This is a genomic window from Methylobacterium sp. E-046 (assembly GCF_022829625.1).
Lineage (GTDB): Bacteria > Pseudomonadota > Alphaproteobacteria > Rhizobiales > Beijerinckiaceae > Methylobacterium > Methylobacterium longum.
This window is the reverse complement of record NZ_JAKSYP010000270.1, coordinates 45,306-68,887: the sequence shown is the minus strand read 5'-3', so window position 1 is coordinate 68,887 and position 23,582 is coordinate 45,306. Positions and strand designations below refer to the sequence as shown.

Genomic DNA, 23,582 nt, shown 5'->3' with positions numbered 1-23,582 from the left:
CCTGGCCGCGGATGCGGACGGGTTCGAGGAGCCGGACCCGGGGGCGCGGCGGGCGACGTTCGGGGCCTTCCTGGCGGGCGCCGCGCGGGTGTTCGCGCCGTCCGCCGACACGGCGGCGCGGATCCGGGGCGTGTACCCGGACCTCGCCGTCACGGTCCGGCCGCACCTCGAGCCCGAGCGCGCCGTGCGCGACACCGCCCTCCAGCGGCACGGACAGATCCGCCGCATCGCCGTGCTGGGCGCGATCAGCGCCACGAAGGGCGGGCTGTTCCTGCAGGCGCTCGCCACCGACGCCCGGGACCGGGGGCTGCCGCTGCACTTCTCCATCGTGGGCTTCTCCGACCCGGCGCTGGCCGTGGGCCTGGAGGGCGTCGGCGTCGCCCAGACCGGGCGCTATCAGGGCGACCATGAGGCGCTGGACCTCGTCTGGCGGCTCGCGGCCGACCTGGTTCTGCTGCCGGCGATCTGGCCGGAGACCTACTCGTACGCGCTGACGCTCGCGCTGCGCACCGGCCTGCCGGTGGTGGCCTTCGACCTCGGTGCGCCGGGCGAGCGGCTGCGCGCCCACCCGAACGGCCACCTGCTGCCCTACGCCCTGGCCGCCGACCCGGCCGCCTTCAACGACCGGCTGCTCGCCGTCGACGTCGCGCCCGGCGGTCGCTGCGCGGTGCCGATCCGGGCCGCCGCATACGGCGACCTGATGCGCGACTATTACGGCCTGGACCCGGTGCCGGCCGGGACCCGACACCCCATCGACGAGGACGCCGCATGATCTCCGTCAACGAGGACATGAAGCAGACCATGCTTCAGCGCGGCATCTCGGTGCTGCACCCGGCCCCGTTCGGCCTGCCGGAGGACTGCACCTTCGAGCCGCCGTGCAGCATCAAGTGGATGGGCGTCGATTACTGTCTCACCATGGGGGCGTTCTCGTACGCGGTGAGTGGCTACTATTTCGGCGCCGACATCGCCCGCTACTGCTCGATCGGCGAGAGCGTGCAGGTCGGCCGCGGCAGCCACCCGGTCCAGTGCGGCTCGACCTCGCCGCTGTTCTACACGCACCATTCGGCCGTGTTCGACCGCCTCGATCCGCGGGCGGAGGATTACGAGATCTGCGGGCCCTATCTCTGGCCCAAGCGCGTGCGCATCGGCAACGACGTCTATATCGGCCACGGCGCCTTCCTGATGCCCGACATCACCATCGGCGACGGGGCGGTGATCGGCGCCATGGCGGTGGTGACCAAGGACGTGCCGCCCTACGCGATCGTGGCCGGGAGCCCGGCCCGGATCGTGAAGATGCGCTTCCCCGACGCGCTGATCGAGCGCTACCTGAAGGTGCAATGGTGGCGCTACGCCTTCTGGGACCTGCGCCAGTGCTCGATCACCGACCCGGAACGCTTCCTCGACGCCGTGGAGGAGAAGATCGCCGGCGGGATGGAGGAATACCGGCCGGACTGGATCCCGATCCAGTCCCTGGTGCCGACGGGGTGAGACCGGTCCGGATCCGGGACACGCGCGCCCGCGGGTCAGGGCCGCCCCCGCGCCGGCAGCCCCGCAGGCGCCTCAGTTCCGCCCCATCAGAAGGCGGCGCTTGTCGTGATCCGGCAGCGCCTGCCAATACGCTTCCGATGACTGGACATAGCTGAGGTCGACCGTTCCCGCCGGCGCCGTCTCCCCGCGCCCGGTGTAGTGCACGGCCCACTTGGTCTTGTAGTTCGTCGTCGCCAGCTCGGTCCGAACGATCGTGAAGTTCCTCTGGTTGATGGCCCCCCAGATCACCCGGTCGCCGGCGCCGCTCAGTTCGGGCGGCATCGTCGCCCACAAGGTCGCGATCTCGATGGCGGCGCGGCTCAGCATGACCGTTCCCGTGTCGGCGAATCGTGCACCGTCGCTCTCCCAGTCGAAAGGATCCAGGACGCTGCGGTCGAGGCGTCGCAGGAGCCTCCGGCTGACGCCGATCTCGGCGCCCGACCGGACCATCGCCCCGCGGAGGCTCGAGACATGGTTGGTCTGAAGCCAGTTGTCGGCGTCGAGGAAGCAGACATAATCGGCCCCGCTCTGAAAGGCGTGCAGGGCCCCCACCCCCCTGGCGAAGTTGCCGGCATCGCGGTGGGCCGCGGGCAGGGTGACGTGTTCGCAATCCCAGGTCGCGACCGCGGGGTTCGGGTATCCGTCCGCGACCATGATGTGCCGCGCCCTCAGGCTCTGCCGGAGCACGCTCTCATGTGCGAAGAACAGTTCCCGCGCATCCTCTCGGTAATAAGGCGTCACGGCCGCGACACTCATAGCCTGTCACCGACATCTTTTTATCTGGGCTGATTGAATACGCGCGTCTGAAGGCGCTTCATCTGATCGCCAGAACCACATGCACCCGCGTATCGCAGGTGACGGACTCCCCTCGAACGATCCGACCCGCAGAGCACGCAAATTCCCGTAACACGCGGGACCTTGCGCGAGGCTGTCCCGCCGCGCGACCTGATTGAACAGGAGCGCAACGCCCGTAGCGGGACGGATCGAGATCTCGATCGGCCGCGCAGGGCGGCGCCCGTGTCCGTTCCGTCGCGCCGACGTCTCCCAGCGTGCGCATCCGGGGCTGCGCGCGCCGGGTCCGGACACCGCGGTCGGGCGCGATCTGCCCGCCCCCGGCGAGGCCGGTGCAGGGGAGGCCGGCGCCACCGCACAGGCGGATGCGCCACCCCGCCGTCCCGGCGGGGGCAGCGCCCGCGATCCGGCGCTCACCCGGCGCTCACCCGGCGCTCACCGGGCCAGCACCCGCGCCGCCGCGGCGCCCAGCGCCCGGACGCCCAGAGCGAGGTCGGCGTCGGCGGTATCCTCCGCCCAATGGTGGCTGATGCCGCCGATCGAGGGCACGAACAGCATCGCGGCCGGCAGGATCCGGGCGACGTTCTGGGCGTCGTGGCCGGCGCCCGACGGCATCACCTGCCAGCCTCCGGGGCAGACGGCCTCGGCGGCCTCCGAGAGGGCGCCCATCAGGCCGGGGTCGCAGGGGGCGGGAACCGCCTTCGCCAGGGCCGTCAGGGTCGCGGGGCAGCGCTCGCGCCGGTTCGATTCGCGCACCAGCGCCTCCAGGCAGGCCTCCATCCGCTCGAGCACCGGCACCGACACGTCGCGGAACTGGAAGAACACCTCGGCGCGGCCGGGGATGATGCTGAAGCCGCCGGGATCCAGGGTGATCCGTCCCGTGGTCCACGTGCTGCGCGGGCCGCAGACCTTCGGGAACTCCCGGTCGATCGCCGCGAGCAGCCGCACCGCCGCGAGGCCCGCGTCCCGACGCTCCGCCATGGTGGTGCCGCCGGCATGGTCCTGGTTGCCCTCGAACACGATCCGGAACTGCCAGATCGCCACGATGCCGCTCACCACGCCGAGATGCTGGCCGGCGGATTCGAGCTGCGTCCCCTGCTCGATATGCATCTCCAGGAAGCCGCGGTAGCGGCCCGGATCGAGCCGCATCCGGGGCAGGCCGGCGAGGCCAGCGGCTTCGAGGGCGTCGCGCAGGGGCGTGCCGTCGGTGCGGTTGCGGGCGGCGTCGATCTCGGCCTCGGTCAGGTCGCCGATCGCCGAGCGGCTCCCCAGGAAGCCGCCGGAGAAGTGCCCCACCTCGTCCGCGAAGGCGACGACGTCGACCGGCAGCCCGGCGCGGGCGAGCGCCACCCCGGCCACGACCCCCAGCGCTCCGTCGAGCCAGCCGGCCTCGTTCTGGGTCTCGATGTGGCTGCCGACCAGAAGGTGCGGGCCGGGCCCGCGATGGCGCCCCAGGACGGTGCCGATCCCGTCGATGGCGGCGTCCAGCCCGCATGCCTCCAGCCGGGCCATCAGCCAGCGGCGGGATTCCATGTCGGCGGCCGAGAAGGTCGGCCGGTGGACGCCGGTGCGGAACCGGCCGATCTCGCGCAGGGCGTACAGGTCGGCCAGGAAGGCATCGGTGTCGATCTCGGTCATGCGGAGCCCGGGTTCCGAAGGCCCGCACCGTGCAAGGCCCGTGCGCGTGGGGGACTTCCGAAGGGCCGGGAGCCCCGCAGCGGGGTATCGGGGCGGCACCCCGACGTTCGGGCGAAGCGCCCCGAAGCGCCACGAAGCGCCTCTCGGGGCGACGGCCGACCTCGGGGCGCGGCCCTGCACCCGCGAGGGGCCCCGGCCTCCCGACACCGGGCCTGGCGCTATTCCGCCGCCGCGGGCCGCCAATCCGCCGGTTGCGCGCCCGCCATCCAGGCGGCGAGGTCGGCCCGGGCCCGGTCGGTCAGCACGCGCTTCTTCAGCGCCGCCTTCTCGGGGCCGCGCAGGCGGCAGCCGGTCTCGTTGCGGGGCGCCTGCGCCAGGGGCGGGAACAGGCCGAAATTGACGTTCATCGGCTGGAACGAGCGCGGGGCCTTGGCCTCGCCATCCGCCGCCGACGGGTCACTGGTGATATGGCCGCCGGTGATGTGGGCGATCAGCGCGCCGAGGGCCGTCGTCTGGGGCAGGGGTTCGAGCGCGTCGCCCGCGGCCTCCGCCACCGCGAAGCGGCCGGCCATCAGCCCGATCGCGGCGCTCTCGACATAACCCTCGCAGCCGGTGATCTGGCCGGCGAAGCGCAAGGCGGGCCGGGCCTTGAGCCGCAGCGTGGCGTCGAGCAGCCGCGGGCTGTCGAGGTAGGTGTTCCGGTGCAGGCCGCCGAGGCGCGCGAACTCCGCCCGCTCCAGGCCGGGGATCGTGCGGAAGATCCGGACCTGCTCGGCATAGGTCAGCTTCGTCTGGAAGCCGACCATGTTGTAGAGGGTGCCCAGCGCGTTGTCCTGGCGCAGCTGCACGATCGCGCAGGCCTTGACCTGCGGGTCGCGGGGATTGGTGAGCCCCACGGGCTTCATCGGCCCGTGCCGCAGGGTCTCGGGCCCGCGCTCGGCCATCACCTCGATGGGCAGGCAGCCGTCGAAGTAGGGCGTGCCCTCCCACTGCTTGAACCCGATCTTCTCCCCCGCCACGAGGGCCGCCACGAAGGCGTCGTACTGCGCCCGGTCCATCGGGCAGTTCAGGTAGTCGGCCCCGGAGCCGCCGGGGCCCGGCTTGTCGTAGCGGGACTGGAACCACGCCACGTCCATGTCGATGGAGTCGCGATGGACGATCGGCGCGATCGCGTCGAAGAAGGCGAGGGACTCGGCCCCGGTGAGGTCCCGGATGCCCTCGGCGAGCGTCGGGGCGGTGAGCGGGCCGGTGGCGACGATGCAGGGCCCCCACTCCTCCGGCGGCAGGCCCGCGACCTCCCCGCGGACGAGGGTAACGTTCGGGTGCCGCTCCAGCGCCCGGGTCACGGCGGCGGCGAAGCCCTCGCGGTCCACCGCCAGGGCTCCGCCCGCCGGCACTTGGTTGGCGTCGGCCGCCCGCATGATCAGCGAACCGAGGCTGCGCATCTCCTGGTGCAGCAGCCCGACGGCGTTGCCCTCCGGGTCGTCGGACCGGAACGAGTTGGAGCAGACGAGTTCGGCCAGGCTGTCGGTCTGGTGGGCCTCGGTGCCGCGCACCGGGCGCATCTCGTGGATCACGGCGCGGTGGCCGGCTTCGGCCACCTGCCAGGCGGCCTCGGATCCCGCGAGGCCGCCGCCGACGATGTGGATGGTCTGTGTCATGTCTCAGAATAGCGAAGGACCGCCATCCGGATCAACGGGCGGCGGTCCTTCGAAGATTCCGTCGCGGAATCCTCGCGATGGGGCAGGCGGGGGCCGGGATCAGACGCGGGCGACGCCGCGGATCTCGCTGCGGCTGATGCCGAGATCGGCGAGATCCCGATCCGAGAGGCGGGAAAGCTGGGAAACGGTGTCGCGGTACCGGAGATAGGCGCGGACGCGGGTCAGGACGCTACGGGCGGCGGACATGGTGTGCTGTGACCTCTGCTCGGGCAGACGATGGCGCCTCGTTGCGCATCGCTGCCTCTTGTTGGTGCAACGCACATATAAGCCTGCCGCAGCGCGGTAGGAGGCGTAAGCTCAAGCATCAGACCTGCGGGATTTGCATATCGAGCTTAAGATTCCGGCAAGCATTCCGGATGGTCATACTTTGGGCGCATGCGGAACCCGCCCTCCGGACGCGCGAAGGGCGCCCCGCCGGTGGACGGGGCGCCCTCGAGAGGCGAGCGACGGGCCCTGCGGCTCAGTAGAACGGGCGCGGCCCGTAGAAGCCGTAGGGACGGTAGAACGGGCGCGGCCGGGCGTATCCGTAGCCGCCGTAATAGGCCGGCCGACGCCAGTATCCGTAGGGGCGGGGACCCCAGTTCGGGCGGCAGATGCCCCAGGGATTGGGATGGAAGCCGGGGCCGCAGCCGCCCGCCGCCTGGGCGGAGCCCGCAAGCCCCAGGCCGCCGGCGATCGCGGCGGCCACAACGAGCGCCTTCGCGCGCGGTGCGCTCAGAATCGTCATGACTGGATCTCCTCACTCACGTCCGGCGGATCGGCAGCCGGTTCCGGGAGATTGGCCGCCGCCGCCTGAACCGACGCTGAGCCAGAGGTTGTGCCTCAGACAGGCCCGCGGCGGCGCGCGGGCAACGTCGCGGGTGCAGCAAAAGTTGCGTGCGGCCGATCAGTGCAGCGAGGGCGTCCGCAGGAACCGCTCCCGGTCCCCGGAGACGAGGGCGAGCTTGATACCGCGTCCGTCCCGGCGGACGGTCAGCGGCACCCGCACCCCCGCCTCGCCCAGGGCCCAGACGCTGCGGAACAGGGCGGCGAGATCCGCCACGGGCTCGCCCGCCACCGCCTCGATCACGTCGCCGGCCTGCAGACCGCCGGACTCGGCCGGGCCGCCATCGGCCAGCCCCATCACCACGATGCCCTCCTCGCTCTCGGTGGCGTAGAGGCCGAGCCAGGGGCGCGGCGGCCGGTTCGCGCGCCCGCGCGTGGCGAGGTCGTCGAGGATCGGCGGCAGGAGATCGATCGGCACCACCATGTTGATCGGGCGCGCGCTGCCGGAGCCACCCTGCTGCAGTTGCAGCGAGCCGATCCCCAGCAGATCGCCCTCGGGGCCGATCAGCGCGGTGCCGCCCCAGTGCGGGTGGGAGGGGGCGGTGAACAGGGCCTCGTCCAGCACGTATTCCCAGTAGCCGGCGAATTCCTGCCGGGCCACGACCTCGACGGCGACGCAGCGCTGGCGCCCGCCCGCCCCGGCCAGGACCGCTCGGTCGCCGGTCTTCAGCCCGGCCGAGCGGCCGAGGGGCAGGGCCGGCACGCCGAGGTCGCCCAGCGCCTGGACGAGGCCGAAGCCGGTGGCGGCGTCGAACCCCACCACGTGGCCCGGCACCGAGCGGCCGTCCCGGGTGGTCAGCCAGACGCTCTCGGCCTCGGTGACGAGGTAGCCGATGGTGAGCACGAGGCCGTCCTCGCGGATCACCACGCCGTTGCCGGCCCGCTCGGTGCCCAGCGTCTCGGCCGTGAAGGCGCCCTCCGGCACCCGCGCCGACAGGGCGAGCACCGCCGAGAGCGCCCGGTCGAGGTCGTAGCCGTAATCCGCAGGCCTGGGCTGGGCCTGCGCGGGGATCTTCCACTCGCCCTGCGTCGCCATGATGGTCCTTCGGCTCGTTCGGCACGCGCCGGCCGGTGCCGGGCACGCGAAATCGTCTCACAATAGGACGTTCGGGCCGCCCGCAACACCCGCGGGGCCGTCGCGGCAGGCCATTGGCCGCACCGCCCGGCGCACACGAAAACACCGCCCGGCGCGGCGCCGGACGGTGCGACGTCCCGGAGGACGCTCTGTCGGAGATCCGGGATTCCCCGCCGGGCGGCGGGGAACCGGCGTCTCAGTACTTGCGGACCAGCGGGGCCGGCGGCGGGGCGGCCGGGGTCGGGGAGTAGAGCGGCACGATGATGCGGCCGAACACCTCGGTGGCCTCGGAGCGCGGCACGGACACCGCCACGTAGCGGGCCGCGTAGACCTGCGCGGTGAACTTGCCGAAGTCGTAGCCGATCAGGCCGCCGAGGGCGAAGTAGCCGCGGTTGCCGGCGGCCAGGCTGGTCTGGCTGATGTCGAAGTTGTAGGTGCCGTAGCCGATCGCGCCGATCTCGAAGTTGCCGAACTTCTTGGTCGCCGTGAGGTCGAGGTTCAGCGAGTCGGAGATGTTGAACGGACCGCGGGTGTTGCCGAAGCCGACCGTGTTGAAGCCCGGGAACTTCGCCGGCGAGTCGTAGATGTTCGCCGTCAGGTTGGCGGTCAGGTTATAGCCGTTGCCGGTGTAGCTGCCCGCGATGCCGAAGCGGTAGGTGTTCGAGGCGAGCTGCCCGAGCACCGGAGCGGCCGCCAGAGCACCGCCTCTGGTGACCAGGACGCCGCGGTCGCCGTTCAGCTCGTTGAGGTAGGTACCGCCGAGCAAGCTGACGCCGAAGTTGTTGCCGAGATCGAAGGCCCAGATGCCGCCCACGAAGGTGCCGACGTTGATCGAAATATCGCGGAGGGTGTTGGCGCCGCGGTTCTTACCGAAGGTGAACACGGTCGGCGGGGCGAGGAGGAGCTCGACGCGGCCGCCGGCGAGCACCAGCGGGGTCGACCAGACGAGGACGGGGATGTTGACGCCGACATCGACCGCCGAGGCGCCGGGCCCGACATTGGGGGTCAGGCGGTAGGCGAAGGTATTGAGCGCGTAGACGCCCTCGGGCAGGGGCGCGCCGGTGGCGAGGCCGACCTGCTCGCCCGGGATCGTGGTGGTCTGCGCCTGAGCGATGGTCGACGTCATGCCGACCGTGAGCGCGACCGCGCCGGCCGCGAGCCAGTTCTTCATCATTTTGTCATTCCTTCCCAAGGTCCCACGGCATCCGTCCCGCATTCGGCACATCCCTGCCGGTCTGCTCGCCTATCGCGGCCGCCGGCTTCGGAAGTGTCGAGCGCCCCCACGGAGCCTGCCCGTCTCAACGTCTGCGACTATTCTACAGAGACCCTCGGAAAGACAGTGGAATGCTCGCTGACAGGCCAAAACCGGCCCAACCGTTGCGCAAAAGCCTCATTTTTGCGGCGATGCAACACTATCCCCAGGCAGGAGCCTGACGGCCGTTCCGGCAAAATACCGCTGAATGGTCAAGCTGTTGCCGCCCGCGAGGTCGGGAGGATCCGGCAAGCCCGGCCGGGCGATCGCGGAGACCGCCGGGACACCCCACCGGTCCGAATCCGCGTCCGGGCCGGCCCGCGCGGGGCCCGGTCCGCCGCCGGACGGCGCGAATCAGCGCCCGAGCCGGGGCGATGGCGGCCGGCACCCGGCAGATTCTGCCGGGTTCGCTCAAGCCGCGAATCCTTGCGCGGCAGGCGCCGACGGCGCGCGCGGCTACTCGGCGGCGCTGCGGCGCGCGGCCGGCGGGGCGGGGCGCCGCTCCAGCACCTCGCGCAGGAACCGGCCGGTATGGCTCGCCGTCGCGCGGGCGATCGCCTCGGGCGTGCCCTGGGCCACCACCTTTCCGCCGCCGTCGCCGCCCTCGGGACCCATGTCGATCACCCAGTCGGCGGTCTTGATCACTTCGAGGTTGTGCTCGATCACCACCACCGTGTTGCCCTGGTCGACCAGCTCGTGGAGCACCTCCATGAGCTTGGCGACGTCGTGGAAATGCAGGCCGGTGGTCGGCTCGTCGAGGATGTAGAGGGTGCGGCCCGTGGCGCGCTTCGACAGCTCCTTGGAGAGCTTGACCCGCTGCGCCTCGCCCCCCGACAGGGTCGTGGCCTGCTGGCCGACATGGACGTAGTGCAGGCCGACCCGCTTCAGGGTCTCCAGCTTGTCGCGGATCGCCGGCACCGCCTTGAACAGCTCGGCCGCCTCCTCGACGGTGGAATCGAGCACGTCGGCGATCGACTTGCCCCGGTACTTCACCTCCAGGGTCTCGCGGTCGTAGCGCTTGCCCTTGCAGACGTCGCAGGTGACGTAGACGTCCGGCAGGAAGTGCATCTCGATCTTGATGACGCCGTCGCCCGAGCAGGCCTCGCAGCGCCCGCCCTTGACGTTGAACGAGAAGCGGCCGGGCTGGTAGCCCCGGGCCTTGGCCTCCGGCAGGCCCGCGAACCAGTCGCGGATCGGCGTGAAGGCGCCGATATAGGTGGCGGGGTTCGAGCGCGGCGTGCGGCCGATCGGCGACTGGTCGATGTCGATGACCTTGTCGAGGTGCTCCAGCCCCTCCAGCCGGCCGTAGGGGGCCGGGTGCTCCAGGGCGCCGTTCAGCTTCTTGGCGATGGCCTTGTAGAGGGTGTCGATCACCAGGGTGGACTTGCCGCCCCCCGAGACGCCGGTGATGCACGTGAAGGTGCCCAGCGGGATCTCGACGTCCACGTCCTTGAGGTTGTTGCCCCGGGCGCCGAACAGCCCGAGCTTGCCCTTCCGGCCCTTCCGCCGCGCGGTCGGCGTGCGGACCGCCATCGCGCCGGTCAGATACTTGGCGGTGAGCGAGGCCGGGTTGGCCAGCACCTCGGCGGGGGTGCCCTGCGCGATGATCTCGCCGCCGTGGATGCCGGCGCCCGGGCCGACATCGACCACGTAATCGGCCTGCAGGATCGCGTCCTCGTCGTGCTCGACCACGATCACCGAATTGCCGAGGTCGCGCAGGCGCTTGAGGGTGCCGAGCAGCCGCTCGTTGTCGCGCTGGTGCAGGCCGATCGAGGGCTCGTCCAGCACGTAGAGCACGCCGGTCAGCCCCGAGCCGATCTGCGAGGCCAGCCGGATGCGCTGGCTCTCGCCGCCCGAGAGCGAGCCGGAGCCGCGGGCGAGGGTCAGGTATTCGAGGCCGACATCCACCAGGAAGCTCAGCCGGTCGCGGATCTCCTTGAGGATCCGGACCGCGATCGCATTCTGCTTGGCCGTGAGCTTCTCCGGCAGCTCCGAGAACCAGCGATGCGCCTCGGACACCGAGAGGGCGGTCGCGTCGGCGATGTCGGCCATGGCGACCTTCACGGCCAGCGCCTCGGGCTTCAGCCGCTTGCCGCCGCAGGCGGCGCAGGGCGTCTCGCTCATGAAGCGCCCGATCTCCTCCCGGACGGCATCCGAGTCGCTCTCCTTGTAGCGGCGCTCGAGATTCGGGATCACGCCCTCGAAGGGCTTGGTGACCGTGTATTTGCGCAGCCCGTCGTCGTAGGCGAAGCGGATCGACTGGTTCCCCGAGCCGTACAGCACGATGGCGCGGGCCGTCTCCGAGAGGCCCTGCCACGCCACGCCGGTCTTGAAGCCGAAATGCTCGGCCAGCGCGTCGAGGGTCTGGCCGTAATAGGGCGAGGTCGACTTCGCCCAGGGGCCGACCGCGCCGCGCTTCAGGCTGAGGGCCGGATCGGAGATCACCAGCTCGGGATCGATCCGCATCTCGTGGCCGATGCCGCTGCAGGTCGGGCAGGCGCCGAACGGGTTGTTGAACGAGAACAGCCGCGGCTCGATCTCCGCGATGGTGAAGCCCGAGACCGGGCAGGCGAAGCGCGACGAGAAGGTGATGGTCCGGGGCGCCTCGCCCTCGGGGGCGTCGGCGAACACGATCTCGCTGAGGCCGTCGGCGAGCTCCAGCGCGGTCTCGAAGGAATCGGCGAGCCGCGCCGCGATGTCGGCCCGGACCACGATCCGGTCGACCACCACGTCGATGTCGTGCTTGAACTTCTTGTCGAGCTTGGGCACGTCGTCGATGGCGTAGTACTCGCCGTTGACGCGCAGCCGCTGGAAGCCCTTCTTCTGGTATTCGGCGATTTCCTTGCGGTACTCGCCCTTGCGGCCGCGGACCACCGGGGCGAGCAGGTAGAGCCGGGTCTTCTCCGGCAGCTCCAGCACCCGGTCGACCATCTGCTGGACGGTCTGGCTCTCGATCGGCAGGCCGGTGGCGGGCGAGTAGGGGATGCCGACCCGCGCCCAGAGCAGGCGCATGTAGTCGTAGATCTCGGTGACCGTCCCCACGGTGGAGCGGGGGTTCTTGGAGGTGGTCTTCTGCTCGATGGAGATGGCCGGCGACAGCCCGTCGATCTGGTCGACGTCGGGCTTGGACATCATCTCCAGGAACTGGCGGGCATAGGCCGAGAGCGACTCGACGTAGCGGCGCTGCCCCTCGGCGTAGATCGTGTCGAAGGCGAGGGAGGACTTGCCCGAGCCCGAGAGCCCGGTGAACACCACGAGCTTGTCCCGGGGGATCGTCAGGTCGACGTTCTTGAGGTTGTGCTCCCGGGCCCCCCGGACCACGATGACCCGCCGATCGTGGGCGCTCGCCGGCGCGGCGTCGAACAGGGCCGCCAGCTTCGCGTCGACGGCGGACTCGGCGGCCGCCTCGGGTCGGCCGCGCGTCTCGGATGCCGCGCGCGCGGGCTTGGGCTGCGATGCCGGGGCGGCGGAGGGTTTCGGTGCCTTGGACGCCGCCTTCCCGGCGCCTTTCGGAGCGGGTGCGGGAGTGGATGCCGGAGTGGATGCCGGGGCGGCTTGGGCGGCGCCGGCGCGGCTCGCGGCACGACTTCCAGCTTGGGCTTTGGCCATGAGGGCAGCGGTCTTTCGAGGCGTCGACGCAGTCGGATCGGATCCGGATCGGATTCGCGCACGGGCCAGCCGCCGCTCCGACTCATGTCGAGCCCGAGGGGGCCGACGGCAAGGTGGGGCCGGCGGGACGCAGGCCCGTCATGCGCCGCCCTTGCTAGAACGAAACGCGTACGGCGGCAACCGCTCCGTGAATGCGCGACCGTCCGCGCACGCGCCGCGATGCAACCCAGGACCGCGCCGCGCAGCACGCCAGGACCGCGCCGCGCAGCACGCCAGGATCGCGCCGCGCAGCACGCCGGAACCCTCGCAGGCGGTGCGGCCGTGCGGCCCCGGGTCGCCCCGCGGTCCTCCGCTGACGGCGGGGCCGAGCCCGGCCGCGGCCGGCTCGGGCGGCCCCGCTTGGCCAGATCCCGCCCACGGCCGGTGTTGCACCGCGGGAGCCGGGATCCCACGTCGCCGGATCCGCCCCCGGATCCTCATCCTCGACAGGTGCCGATGCCCGCGCTCGACCTGACCGCCCCGGCCGCCCCCAGCCGGGCCGACGACCGAGCCGCGAGCGCGCAGCGGCTGTCCACCCGGCTGCTGTTCCTGATCGTCGGCATCGCCAACGCCACCTGGGCGCCGCTGGTGCCGCTGGTGAAGGACCGCGCCGGCCTCGACGCGGCGGGACTGGGCCTGCTGCTCCTCACCTTCGGCGTCGGCTCGCTCCTGGCGATGCCGAGCGCCGGGGCGGCGGCCGCGCGGCTCGGCTTCCGGCCGGTCCTGCTCGCCGGGACGCTCGCGCTCGGCCTCGCCCTGCCGGTGCTGGCCGTGGGCGCGGGCCTCGTGCCGCTCACCGGGGCGCTGCTGCTGTTCGGGGCTGGGATGGGGGCGATCGACTGCGTCATGAACCTGCAGGCGGTGGTGGTGGAGCGCGCGAGCGGGCGCCCGATGATGTCGGGCTTCCACGGCCTCTACAGCCTCGGCTGCATCCTGGGGGCGCTGGTCGCCAGCGGCCTGCTGGCCGCCGGGCTGGGTGCGGGCTGGAGCGTGCTGCTCCTGGTCGCCGGGATCGCGGCCCTGTTCGCGGCCGCGTGGCCCGGCATCCTGCCGGCCGGCCGGGCCCGGGGAAGCGGCCCCGCCCTCGCGCTGCCCCGGGGCATCGTGCTGGTGCTGGGCCTGCTCTGCTTCGTGGTGTTCCTCACCGAGGGCTCGGCCCTGGACTGGAGCGCCCTGTTCCTGATCCAGCACCGGGGGCTCGATCCAGCCTGGGCGGCGCTCGGCTACGCGGCCTTCTCGGTCACGATGACGGCCGGGCGTCTTGCCGGCGACGCCATCGTGGCCCGGCTCGGCCGGCGGAAGGTCGTGATCCTCGGCGGCCTGCTGGCGGCGGCCGGCCTCGCGCTCTCGGTCGTGGTGCCGGCCTGGGAGGCGGCGCTCGCCGGATACGCCCTGGTCGGGGCGGGCTGCGCCAACATCGTCCCGGTCCTGTTCACGGCGGCCGGCCGCCAGACGGCGATGCCCGAGAGCGTGGCGGTCCCGGCGGTGACGACGCTGGGCTATGCCGGGGTGCTGGCGGGCCCGGCCCTGATCGGCTTCGCCGCGCAGGGGCTCGGCCTGCCGGCCGCCTTCCTGATCGTGGCCGCCCTGCTCCTCGGCGTGGCGGCGGCCGGGCGCTCCCTGCGGGTCTGAGGCCCCCGGTCTGAGGCCCCGGTCTGGGGCCCCGGTCGGAATCTCAGATCCGCGGCGGCGGTCCGAGGCTCAGGTGGCCGCGTTGCGGGCCATGAAGGTCGCCGGACTGCCGTCCTCCGGGTTCACGAAGACGATGTCGGTGGGCGCCCGCCGGGGCGTGTCGATCGACAGGAAGGTCACCGGCGCGCCGGACTCGATCTCCGGCATGGCGTGGACGATGCCCCGGGCGAAGAACAGCAGCTGGCCGGGGCCAAACGCGGCCACCGAGGTGGGGTCGCCCATCCAGAAGGTGCCCCGGCCCGACAGGCAGTACAGGTACTCGTCGCAGGTGGCGTGATAGTGCGGCGGGGTCGGCCGGTAGACCCGGAACACCCGGGCGCTCGCCGCCGCCCGGTCGGTCAGGTAGGTGTCGGCCAGGAGCGTCGCGGCGCTGTCGGGCAGGGCCGCCGCCAGCGCCGCCACGTCGAAGATCCCGGTTTCCGCCATCCCGTCCCCCTCACGCCGGAAAGCCTTCGAGCACGATCTTGCCCCTGGCGCGCCCGCTCTCGATCCGCGCGTGGGCGCGCCGGAGGTTCTCGGCGTCGATCCGCCCGTAATGCTCACCCAGGGTGGTGCGCAGGCGACCCGCGTCAACGAGGCGGGCGAGCTCGTCGAGGAGCGCGCCCTGGGCGGCGATGTCGGCGGTGCCGAACATCGAGCGGGTGAACATGAACTCCCAGTGCAGCGACAGGCTCTTGCGCTTGAGGAGCCCGACGTCGAGGCGCTCGGGATCGTCGATCAGGGCCAGCCGCCCCTGCGGGGCGATCAGCTCCACGATCGCGGCGAGGTGGGCATCGGTGCTGGTCGTGGAGAAGACGAGGCCCGGCGCGCCGAGGCCCAGGGCCGCCACCTCCGCCGCCAGGGGTTTGGAATGGTCGACCACGTGGTGGGCGCCGAGATCCCGGCACCATTGCGCCGTCTCGGGCCGCGACGCGGTGGCGATCACGGTGAGGTCGGTGAGTGCCCGGGCGAGCTGGATCGCCACCGAACCGACGCCCCCCGCCCCGCCGACGATCAGGATCGCCGGTGCGGCGCCCGGCACGGGCTTTCCCGTGTCGAGCCGGTCGAACAGGGTCTCCCAGGCGGTGATCGCGGTGAGCGGCAGGGCGGCGGCCTGCGCCCAGTCGAGGCGCGCCGGCTTGTGCCCGACGAGGCGGGCGTCGACGCAATGGAACTGGGCGTTCGTCCCCGGCCGGGTGAGGTCGCCCGCATACATCACCGCGTCGCCCACGGAGAAGCCCGCGACCTCCGCGCCCGTGGCCACGACGGTCCCGGCCGCGTCCCAGCCCAGCACCTTGAGGCCGCCGGCCTCCGGCTCGGCGCGGCGCCGGACCTTGGTGTCGACCGGGTTCACCGAGACCGCCTCGACCTGGACGAGCAGGTCGCGGGGGCCGGGCTCGGGCTGCGGCAGATCGCCATCGACCAGGGCTTCGGGATCGGTGATCGGCAGGGACTTGCGGTATCCGACGGCGCGCATCGTGCTCTCCTCGACCTGTCGCCACGGGAGATGCCGCCCGTCTTCACGCGCCGCAAGGACGCACATAAAACGCCCCTAGTGCCGGAAACGATACCGTCGGAGACCGCCATGCCCCGCATCCGCCGCCACACCGGCGCCTGCAGCCCCGGCTGCGCCGTCGAGGCGACCCTCCGGTTCATCGACGGCAAGTGGAAGGGCGTGATCCTCTTCCACCTGCTGGAGGGGACCCTGCGCTTCACCGAGATCCGGCGGCGGCTGACCAGCGTGACCCAGCGCATGCTCACGAACCAGTTGCGCGAAATGGAGGCGGACGGTCTGGTCACCCGGACGGTCTACGCCCAAGTGCCTCCGAAGGTGGAGTACAGCCTGACCGCGCGCGGGCGCTCCCTGGAACCGGTCATCCGCGAACTGAAGACCTGGGGCGACTTGCACGCCGCTCAGGCAGATGCCGTCCCGGACGCCGCTTGATTGTGCAGGACGGGCCGCGGGCGGCGAGGGGCGCATAACGGGTTCTTTAAGTCTTGGCCGGAGGGTGAAGCGTTTCCTGCCGGACCATCCCAGATCCTCCGATGCCCGTCCTCGCCTCGCTCCGCGCCCGCATCCTCGCGGTGGCGCTCGCCCCCTGCCTCGCCTTCGCGGGGGCGGCGGGCCTCGCGGTGTCGGACCAGTGGGCGCGGCGTGCCGAGATGGACCGGGTGGAGGGCCTCGTCGGCCTCGCCTCGCGGATCAGCGCCTTCGTGCACGAGGCCCCGCGCGAGCGCGGCGCCTCCAGCCTGTTCCTGGGCGCGCGGGGCGCGCAGTTCGGGCCGGAACTGGCGGCCCAGCGCGGACGCACCGACGCGGCCCTGGCCGGGCTGCCGGAGGCCATGGCGGGCGCCACGGGCTTCGGCCCGGTCTTCGCGGCCCGCGGCACCGGTTTCGCCGCGGCGCTCACCGGGCTCGCGGCCGAGCGCCGGGCCATCGACGCCCTCGGCCCGGGCGCGCCGCAGGCGGCCGCCTTCTACACCGGCGTGATCGGCGAGGGGCTCGGGCTCGTCCGGGCCATGGGCGGGGTGATCGATGAGGCCGGCCTCGCCGCCCGGGCGAGCGCCTACGCGGCCTTCCTGGCGCTGAAGGAGGCCGCCGGCCAGGAGCGGGCCGCCGTCTCGGCCGCCTTCGCGTCCGGCAGCCTGGACCTCGCGGCCGCGCGCCGGCTCGCCACGCTCTCGGCCGAGCAGGCGACCTATGCGGGCCTGTTCCGCGCCGGGGCCGAGGCCCCCCAGGCGGCCCTGCTGGACGCCGCCGAAGCGGCGGAACCGGCCCGGGCGGTGGCGCGGCTGCGCGCCCTCGCGCAGGACACGGTGCCGGGCACGCCCCCGGCCTTCCGCGACGCCCCCGCGTGGTTCCGCCTCGCCACGCAGCGGATCGATGCTCTGAAGGGCGTGGAGGATCGGCTCACCGCCGACCTCGTGGCCGCCGCCGGCGCGGTGCGCGCCCGGGCCGACCGGATGCTGACCCTCTGGATCGCCGGCGGCCTCGCCCTGTTCGCCCTCTCGGCCGGCCTCGCGGCCTGGCTCGGCACCGCCATCGCCCGGCCCCTCGCCCGGATGGCGCGGGTGCTGACCGCGATCGGCCGGGGCGAGGGGACGACCGAAGAGGGGACGACCGGCGCGGGGACGGAGGATCTGGCGGTTCCCTCGGGCGGCCCCCGCGAGGTCCGGGCGATCGCCGCGGCCGCGCTGGCGTTCCGCGACAGCGTCGCCGAGCGCCGCGCGGCCCGGGCCGCGCAGGAGCGCCGCGCCGCAGAGGCCGGGGCCGCCCAGCGCGCCGCCGCGCTGGGCCTCGCCGACAGCTTCGAGCGCCAGGTCGGCGGCATCGTGGCGGCGGTGTCGACGGCGGCCGGCCGGCTCGAAGCCGCCGCGCACGGGATGGCCCGGGCCGCCCAGGACACCACGGACCTCAGCCGGACGGTGGCGGTCTCGGCCGATTCGGCCGCGCGCTCGGCCGACACGGTGGCGGCGGCCACCGAGGAGCTCACCGCCTCCGTGCGGGAGATCGGCGTGCAGGTCGGGGCCTCGGCCGACCTCGCGGCCGCCGCGACCCGGGACGCGGACGGGATGGCCGGGGAGGTGCGCCGCCTCGCCCAGGCGGCGGGCAGCATCGGGGAGATCGTCGCGATGATCTCGCAGATCGCCGGCCAGACCAACCTGCTGGCGCTGAACGCCACCATCGAGGCGGCGCGCGCCGGCGAGGCCGGCCGCGGCTTCGCGGTGGTCGCCGCCGAGGTGAAGCACCTCGCCGAGCAGACCGCCCGGGCCACCGAGGAGATCGCCGCCAAGGTGGCGGAGATCACCGGTTCCACGGAGGCCTCGGTCCGGTCGATCGGCGGCATCACCGCGGTGATCCGCACCCTCGCGCGGATCGGCGCCGAGATCGCCGCCATGGTCGAGCAGCAGGGCGCGGCCACCGCCGAGATCGCGCGGACCACCGCGCAGACCTCGCAGGACACCCAGGGCGTCTCCGGCCACATGGCGGGCGTCGGCGCGGCGGCCGGCACGGCGAGCCAGGGCTCCGCCCAGGTGCTGCAGGCGGCGGCCGACCTGTCCCGGCAGGCGGCCGACCTGCGCGGGGCGGTCGACGGCTTCCTGGCCCGCGTCCGGGCCGCCTGACGCCCGGGGGCGCGAAGGGCGCGGCCCCTCGGCAGGGGCCGCCCGGCACCCGCGGCGGGTTCCGGCCGTCGAGACCGGGACGTCCTAAGCCCCGAGGCCGAGCCCGAGGAGCCGGTCGGCGTTGCGCCAGAAGGCGGCCTCCAGGGCCTCCTCGGAGAGGCCGAGGGCGCGGAAATCCGCCACGCCCTGGCCCATCGGGCGGAACGGGAACGAGGAGCCGAACAGGAACTGGTCCCTCATGAAGCCGTTCGCCGCCTCGACGTAGAGGCCGCCGCCCGGCGCGAAGGTGTACATGTCGGGCGAGACGAAGACGTTGGCGTTGCGGAACGCCACCGCCACCATGTCGGCGACGCGCGGGTAGAACCCGTGGCAGCACACGATCGGCAGCTTCGGGAAGGTCCGGGCGACCCGGTCGACCGCCAGGGGATCGTTGAGGCGCAGGTCCGGGGTGGTCGGGCCCGACATCACGAAGGCCGGGACCCCGAGCTCCTGGCACAGGTCGTAGAGCGGCATCAGGCGGTCGTCGTCGGCCGTCATGGCCTCGCGGTAGAAGCCGGCATCGAGGTTGATCCCCTTGAAGCCGAGCTCGGTCACGGCGCGCTTGGCCTCCGCGACCGCGGCCTTGCGGCCGAGCTTGACCGGATCCACCGAGGCGATGCCGATCAGCCGCTTCGGATCGTGCCGGGCGGCCTCCGCCAGCGCGTCGTTCGAGACCCGCACCCCCGGGACCGAGCGGGCGACCATGACGGCGACGTCGATGCCGGCGCCGTCCATCTCGGCGCGGAAGCCCGCGATCGTCGCGCCGCGGGTGAAGTGCTCGACCTCCCGGCTGCCGACCCGGGCGTTCAGCCAGCGGGCGACGCCGAATTCCGGCGTGCCGGGCTCGGCGCCGAAGAACCGATGCAGGAAGGTCGGACGGCTGCGCATGTCCACGACGGGCATTTCTTGTGACTCTCCAGTGCGATCGGGGATGTGGGGGGCTCCGAAGGGCTCGGCCCTTCGGCGGGGGGTCGGGGCGCGGAGCCCGGACTGGTCCGATCCGGGACCGTCTCAGTGCGAGACGGCCTCCAGGACCTTGCCGCGGGTCTCGACGCCGAGGGTCAGGACCAGCAGGGCGGCGATCAGGAAGCCGCCCGCGCCGACCTGGAAGGCGGTGGCCGGGCCGTGATCGCGCACCAGCACCGGCACGATCATCGGCCCCAGGATCGCGCCGATCCGCCCGAAGGCCGAGGCGAAGCCGGCGCCCGTGGCCCGCGCCCGGGTCGGGTACAGTTCCGGCGTGTAGGCGTAGAGGCAGCTCCACATGCCGAACATGAAGAACTGCATGACGAAGCCGGCGACGAACAGCCACGTCACCGCGACCCCCGCGACGGTCAGCACCGTGCCCCCGCCGGCATTGCCGTACAGGTAGGCCGAAGCCGCCGCGCAGACCAGAAACAGGGCGGTGGCGGGCTTGCGGCCGAGCCGCTCGAGGAGCAGCGCCGCCGCCGCGAAGCCCGGGATGCCGCCGAGGGTGATCAGGGTGACGAAGCCCACCGAGCCGACGATCGAGAAGCCGCGCTCCTTGAGCAGCACGGCGATCCAGGAATTCAGCCCGAAGAAGCCGATCAGCGCGAAGAACCACAGGCCGAAGGCCATCACGGTGCGGAGCCGGTACTCGGGGGCGAACAGGGTCGCGACGGCGCCGCGCCGCGGACCGGGGGCGGCGGCGGCCGCGGCCACCGCCGGGGCGACCGGGGGCAGGGGCCGGCCGGTGGCACGTTCCACGGCCCGCTCCATCGTGGCCATCACGGCCTCGGCCTCCGCGGCGCGGCCGGCCTCGGCGAGCCAGCGGGGCGATTCGGGCATGGTGCGGCGGACCGCCAGCACCACCAGCGACAGCAGCCCCACCACCACGAAGGCCCAGCGCCAGCCGAGATAGGGCAGCACGAAGAAGCTGATCGCCCCCGACAGGACGTAGCCCACCGCCCAGAACCCCTCCATGATCGCGATGTACTTGCCGCGCACGGAGGCCGGGACGATCTCCGAGACCATCGCCTGCGCCACCGGTGCCTCGCCGCCGACGCCGACCCCGATCAGGAACCGGCAGGCCATCAGCACGGGCAGGCTCCAGGCCGCCGCCGCCGCGAGGCTCGCCAGGCCCCAGACCACCATGGTCACCTGGAACACCGCCTTGCGGCCGAACCGGTCGGAGGCGGTGCCGGCCAGGATGTTGCCCACGAGCTGGCCCGCGAAGGTCATGGCGGCGAGCTGGCCGGCCTCGGTCGGCGTCAGGCCGAACGCCACCACGATCGAGCCGAGCAGGAAGGTCAGGAGCGCCACGTCGATCTGATCGACGAGCCACGCCGAGGCGATGATCCCGAAGATCCTCCGCTGGTAGCCCGACATCGGCAGCCGCTCGAGGCGTGCGGCGATGTCGGGGACGGCCGATCGTGCGGTCCCGGGGGGCGTCGCGACCGGGCGTTCGGCGGCTGGCGGCACGTGAGATTCCCATCCTCCGCGACCCGGATCGGCCCGGGGCGGTTCACCGCGGACCCGGTACAGCACCCCCGGCCCCGGGACCAGGGACGGCGGCGCAGCCGGCCGTTCCGGCCGGTGCGGCTCCGCCGCGGGGAGACCGGTGCGGCTCCGCCGCGGGGAGACCGGCGCGGCGGAGCGTCCCCGCAGGGGGGGCCGGGATCCGAGCGGCATCGGCCTGACAATCCGGTCATGGTCCGGTCGCTGTTCCCGCCCCGTCGCGGGACCGGATGCGGCCCGGACACCTGCGGCCCGCGCGACGGCCCCGACCCCGTGCCGACGGCAGGGGTGGTCTGCGCGAGGGAGGATCCCCGCGGGGCTGCGCGCACGTCCTCGACGCTGCCCTTCCCCCGGAGGCCGCCCTTTCCCCGCCATCGCGGTCCCGCCACGCCTCCGCCGGGGCGGCCCGTCGGCCGCCGGGGCGACAGCGTCACGTGCGGACCGCCGACCTGGAACCGCCTGCCAGCCCCGCGGCGGAACGGTTGCGGCACCCCGCGGCGATCCCCGCCCGGGTCGCCCCCTCCCAGGTCGCGCGGGTCAGCACGTCGTGGGCGGTCGCCGGCCAGGCCGCCGGGCGTCGCCCGCGCGCCGGCCGGCGACGCGGCAGTGCCGGGGGGTCTGGTGGGCGACGGTCGGTTTCCCGGCCCGGAGCCGGACTCCGCTTCCTGACCCGAGGGGACCTCACCGCGGTCGAGCCGACCCGATGAGAGGCGGGACCGATGGGACGGTTCTAGTCGGGGATCGCGAAGCCGATCGACAGGCACAGGGCCGCCACGGCGGTCAGGGCCACGGCGGCCTGGCGGATCTGGTGCCAGCGCGCGCGGCGCGCCCGCTCCTCCGGCGTGCCGCTGAGGCCGAGCTCGTCGTCGAACCCGCGCACGAAGACGTCGAAGCTCGGGAAGGCCCGCCGCGCGAGCCACAGCCATACCCCGACGGCGAGCAGGCCGACGGCCCAGCCCCCGTAGGTAAAGGTATCGTCCAGCATCAGGCGCACGCGTCCGGCCCACGCCCCCTCGGGAGCCATTCTACGGCAGGTTGCGGACATTGCCTAGGTCGGAGCGGGAAGGCCCGCTCTCGCGGGGAGCCGGGTCGGGACGACGCGCCGGGCCGACGCGCACCGGCCCGCGGATGCCCGACCTCCACCCCGCCCTCGTGCTGGGGAGGGAGCGCGCGTGGCGCGCGTCGAAGCCCCCGGCACGTCCCCGCTCGTATCCCGCCTCCTGCCCCGGGGCGCGCCGTCCGCCGAGATCCTGGGCCGGTCGCCGGGCCGCGTCCCGGCAGCCACCCCCGCGGCAGCGGCTCAGCGTCGTCGGCGTCCGGCCGGCGCCTAGGACGTCTCCGGGGGCCCGGTCCGCCCCAGGGCGTAGAGGGTGATGGCAGCGGCGTTCGAGACGTTGAGGCTGCGGATCGCCCCCGAGAACGGGATCCGGGCCAGCACGTCGCAGCAGGTCCGGGTGCGCTCGCGCAGCCCCTTGCCCTCGGCGCCCAGGACGATCACCAGCGGCCGGGCCACGGCCAGCGCGGCGAGGCTCTCGGGCGCGTCGGAATCGAGCCCGACCCGCGTGAACCCCCGCTCCCCCAGGGCGATCAGCGCCTCGGCGAGGTTCCGCACGGTCACGAACGGCACGTGCTCCAGGCCGCCGGAGGCCGATTTCGCCAGGACGCCGGTGGCCCCCGGCGCGTGGCGGGCCGTGGTGACGATCCCGGCGACCCCGAAGGCCGCGGCGGTGCGCACGATCGCCCCGACATTGTGCGGATCGGTGATCTGGTCGAGCGCCAGCAGGAGGGCGTCGGCGGGCAGGTCGTCGAGGCCGGGGGCCGGCAGGGGCTCCGCCTCGAGATACAGGCCCTGGTGGACCGCGTCCGGGCCGAGCAGGCGGCCGATCTCGCTCGGCCGCACCAGTTCGGGGGCGATCCGCAGGGCGCCGCCGAACTCCGCCTCCAGCCGGGCCGCCGCGTTCTCGGTGGCGAGCAGCCGGTGCAGGCCGCGCGCGCCGTTGCCCAGCGCCTGCACCACCGGGTGCCAGCCGTACAGCACGGCGGATCCGTCGGCGGCGGCCCGCGGGCCGGGGGCGGGCCGGGGGCCCGGGCGGAAGCCCGGCCGGCGGGGGCCCGGGGGGCGCGGCTTCCCGCGGGGGCCCGGCGGCGGCCCGTCATTGCGGCGGTCGGTCATCGGACCGCGGTCGGGAAGCGGGGCATCGGCACGGCCTTCTTCGAGGCCCTCGCGCGGAGGGACATCGTGGGAGGCCCCGAGAAACCGGCCGCATCGGCCCGCGTCAAGGGCCTGCCGCGTGGGGCCGGGTCACGGGTTCGCGTCAAGTGGCCGCCGCGGATCCGCCCGCCGCCGGGTCGGCGCCGATGTGGACAACGCGCTCGTATTCTTTTCATTCCCTGTTCAAGACCTTCGGATCCCGGCGTCGTTCGTCAAAGCGAACGGACCGCGACGGAGTAGGAAAATTATCAGGAGGAATCTCTCAGAGAGTCAGTTCGGAAGGTTATATGCAGTGGCGAATTCGCTTGTCCGCGCAAAGCGTTGATGCCGTCTCGCGCATCCGACTCTGCGCGGATGCGCATCCGACTCTGCGTCGCCGCGCATCGGATTCTGCGCCGGGCCGGCGGATCCGCGTATCGGAGTCTGCGGGGCCGCGTATCGGATTCGGCGGCGATTCCCGCCGGACGCGGTGGATAACGGGGATGGCCCGGCCGGCGGCGGCCGTATCGAACTCTGCGTCCGGCGCGCCGCCCGGTCCGGCCCGTATCGGACTCTGCGCAGCCCGCGTCCCGGGCCGTC

At 73.3% G+C, this 23,582-nt stretch carries 19 protein-coding genes; 5 read left to right on the top strand and 14 right to left on the bottom strand.

Translation table 11 applies throughout. The features are described from left to right. Both MKK82_RS29535 and MKK82_RS34100 read left to right on the top strand, forming a co-directional pair. Window positions 1-772: glycosyltransferase (locus tag MKK82_RS29535; protein WP_243987672.1), on the top strand; the 772-nt coding region annotated here is incomplete at its 5' end. After that, window positions 769-1,488 (top strand): CatB-related O-acetyltransferase, encoded by a 720-nt coding sequence (locus MKK82_RS34100; protein WP_279603344.1) that lies wholly within the window; start codon window positions 769-771, stop codon window positions 1,486-1,488. The genes MKK82_RS29535 and MKK82_RS34100, both read left to right, overlap by 4 nt. A 72-nt stretch (window positions 1,489-1,560) precedes the next feature. On the opposite strand, the gene MKK82_RS29525 is transcribed toward MKK82_RS34100, so the two are convergent. The 8 genes from MKK82_RS29525 to uvrA form a co-directional block, all read right to left on the bottom strand. Then, window positions 1,561-2,283 carry a glycosyltransferase family 2 protein gene (locus MKK82_RS29525; protein ID WP_238290548.1) on the bottom strand — a complete coding sequence of 241 codons (723 nt, stop codon included), beginning with the start codon at window positions 2,281-2,283 and terminating at the stop codon, window positions 1,561-1,563. Between the two features lie 471 nt (window positions 2,284-2,754). Continuing rightward, window positions 2,755-3,957, bottom strand: coding sequence for a Zn-dependent hydrolase (locus MKK82_RS29520; RefSeq protein ID WP_243987670.1), 1,203 nt, complete (start codon window positions 3,955-3,957; stop codon window positions 2,755-2,757). Between the two features lie 218 nt (window positions 3,958-4,175). Then, complete coding sequence (gene trmFO / locus MKK82_RS29515; protein ID WP_243987669.1) at window positions 4,176-5,618, bottom strand: methylenetetrahydrofolate--tRNA-(uracil(54)-C(5))-methyltransferase (FADH(2)-oxidizing) TrmFO; 1,443 nt, start codon at window positions 5,616-5,618, stop codon at window positions 4,176-4,178. A gap of 99 nt (window positions 5,619-5,717) precedes the next feature. Beyond that, complete coding sequence (locus MKK82_RS29510) at window positions 5,718-5,864, bottom strand: DUF1127 domain-containing protein (RefSeq protein ID WP_010687382.1); 147 nt, start codon at window positions 5,862-5,864, stop codon at window positions 5,718-5,720. Window positions 5,865-6,138: 274 nt separating this feature from the next. After that, complete coding sequence (locus MKK82_RS29505; RefSeq protein ID WP_238290545.1) at window positions 6,139-6,405, bottom strand: GCG_CRPN prefix-to-repeats domain-containing protein; 267 nt, start codon at window positions 6,403-6,405, stop codon at window positions 6,139-6,141. A gap of 159 nt (window positions 6,406-6,564) precedes the next feature. Then, window positions 6,565-7,539, bottom strand: coding sequence for a S1C family serine protease (locus MKK82_RS29500; protein ID WP_238290543.1), 975 nt, complete (start codon window positions 7,537-7,539; stop codon window positions 6,565-6,567). A gap of 235 nt (window positions 7,540-7,774) precedes the next feature. Next, window positions 7,775-8,752, bottom strand: a complete 978-nt coding sequence (locus MKK82_RS29495) for a transporter (protein WP_238290541.1) — start codon at window positions 8,750-8,752, stop codon at window positions 7,775-7,777. A gap of 534 nt (window positions 8,753-9,286) precedes the next feature. Next, a complete protein-coding gene (uvrA, locus tag MKK82_RS29490) occupies window positions 9,287-12,439 on the bottom strand; it encodes an excinuclease ABC subunit UvrA (protein ID WP_238290539.1) in 3,153 nt (1,050 codons plus the stop codon). Between the two features lie 495 nt (window positions 12,440-12,934). Between uvrA and MKK82_RS29485 the strand changes: the two genes are divergently transcribed. Then, window positions 12,935-14,110 carry an MFS transporter gene (locus MKK82_RS29485; protein ID WP_238290537.1) on the top strand — a complete coding sequence of 392 codons (1,176 nt, stop codon included), beginning with the start codon at window positions 12,935-12,937 and terminating at the stop codon, window positions 14,108-14,110. Between the two features lie 69 nt (window positions 14,111-14,179). Here the strand turns inward: MKK82_RS29485 and MKK82_RS29480 are convergent, their stop codons facing one another. After that, on the bottom strand, window positions 14,180-14,596 hold the full coding sequence (locus tag MKK82_RS29480; RefSeq protein ID WP_238290535.1) for a cupin domain-containing protein: 417 nt from the start codon (window positions 14,594-14,596) through the stop codon (window positions 14,180-14,182). A gap of 10 nt (window positions 14,597-14,606) precedes the next feature. Beyond that, window positions 14,607-15,626, bottom strand: a complete 1,020-nt coding sequence (locus MKK82_RS29475; RefSeq protein ID WP_238290533.1) for a zinc-binding alcohol dehydrogenase family protein — start codon at window positions 15,624-15,626, stop codon at window positions 14,607-14,609. Window positions 15,627-15,734: 108 nt separating this feature from the next. On the opposite strand from MKK82_RS29475, the gene MKK82_RS29470 reads away from it, so the two are divergent. Beyond that, window positions 15,735-16,094, top strand: a complete 360-nt coding sequence (locus MKK82_RS29470) for a winged helix-turn-helix transcriptional regulator (protein ID WP_238290531.1) — start codon at window positions 15,735-15,737, stop codon at window positions 16,092-16,094. A gap of 101 nt (window positions 16,095-16,195) precedes the next feature. After that, window positions 16,196-18,274: a methyl-accepting chemotaxis protein gene (locus MKK82_RS29465; RefSeq protein ID WP_243987668.1), complete on the top strand. Its 2,079-nt coding sequence runs from the start codon at window positions 16,196-16,198 to the stop codon at window positions 18,272-18,274. A gap of 84 nt (window positions 18,275-18,358) precedes the next feature. Here MKK82_RS29465 and MKK82_RS29460 read toward each other — a convergent pair whose 3' ends face one another. From MKK82_RS29460 to MKK82_RS29445, 4 genes are all read right to left on the bottom strand, one after another. After that, the gene (locus tag MKK82_RS29460) at window positions 18,359-19,216 is read right to left on the bottom strand and encodes an amidohydrolase family protein (RefSeq protein WP_238290528.1); all 858 of its coding nucleotides are present in this window, start codon (window positions 19,214-19,216) and stop codon (window positions 18,359-18,361) included. A 108-nt stretch (window positions 19,217-19,324) separates the two neighbouring features. Beyond that, window positions 19,325-20,755, bottom strand: a complete 1,431-nt coding sequence (locus MKK82_RS29455; protein WP_238290527.1) for an MFS transporter — start codon at window positions 20,753-20,755, stop codon at window positions 19,325-19,327. A gap of 766 nt (window positions 20,756-21,521) precedes the next feature. Then, entirely contained in the window at window positions 21,522-21,776 is a 255-nt protein-coding gene (locus MKK82_RS29450; RefSeq protein ID WP_243987667.1) for a hypothetical protein, read from the bottom strand. A gap of 342 nt (window positions 21,777-22,118) precedes the next feature. Further along, a complete protein-coding gene (locus tag MKK82_RS29445; protein ID WP_238290525.1) occupies window positions 22,119-22,964 on the bottom strand; it encodes a TrmH family RNA methyltransferase in 846 nt (281 codons plus the stop codon). Window positions 22,965-23,582 lie beyond the last annotated feature (618 nt).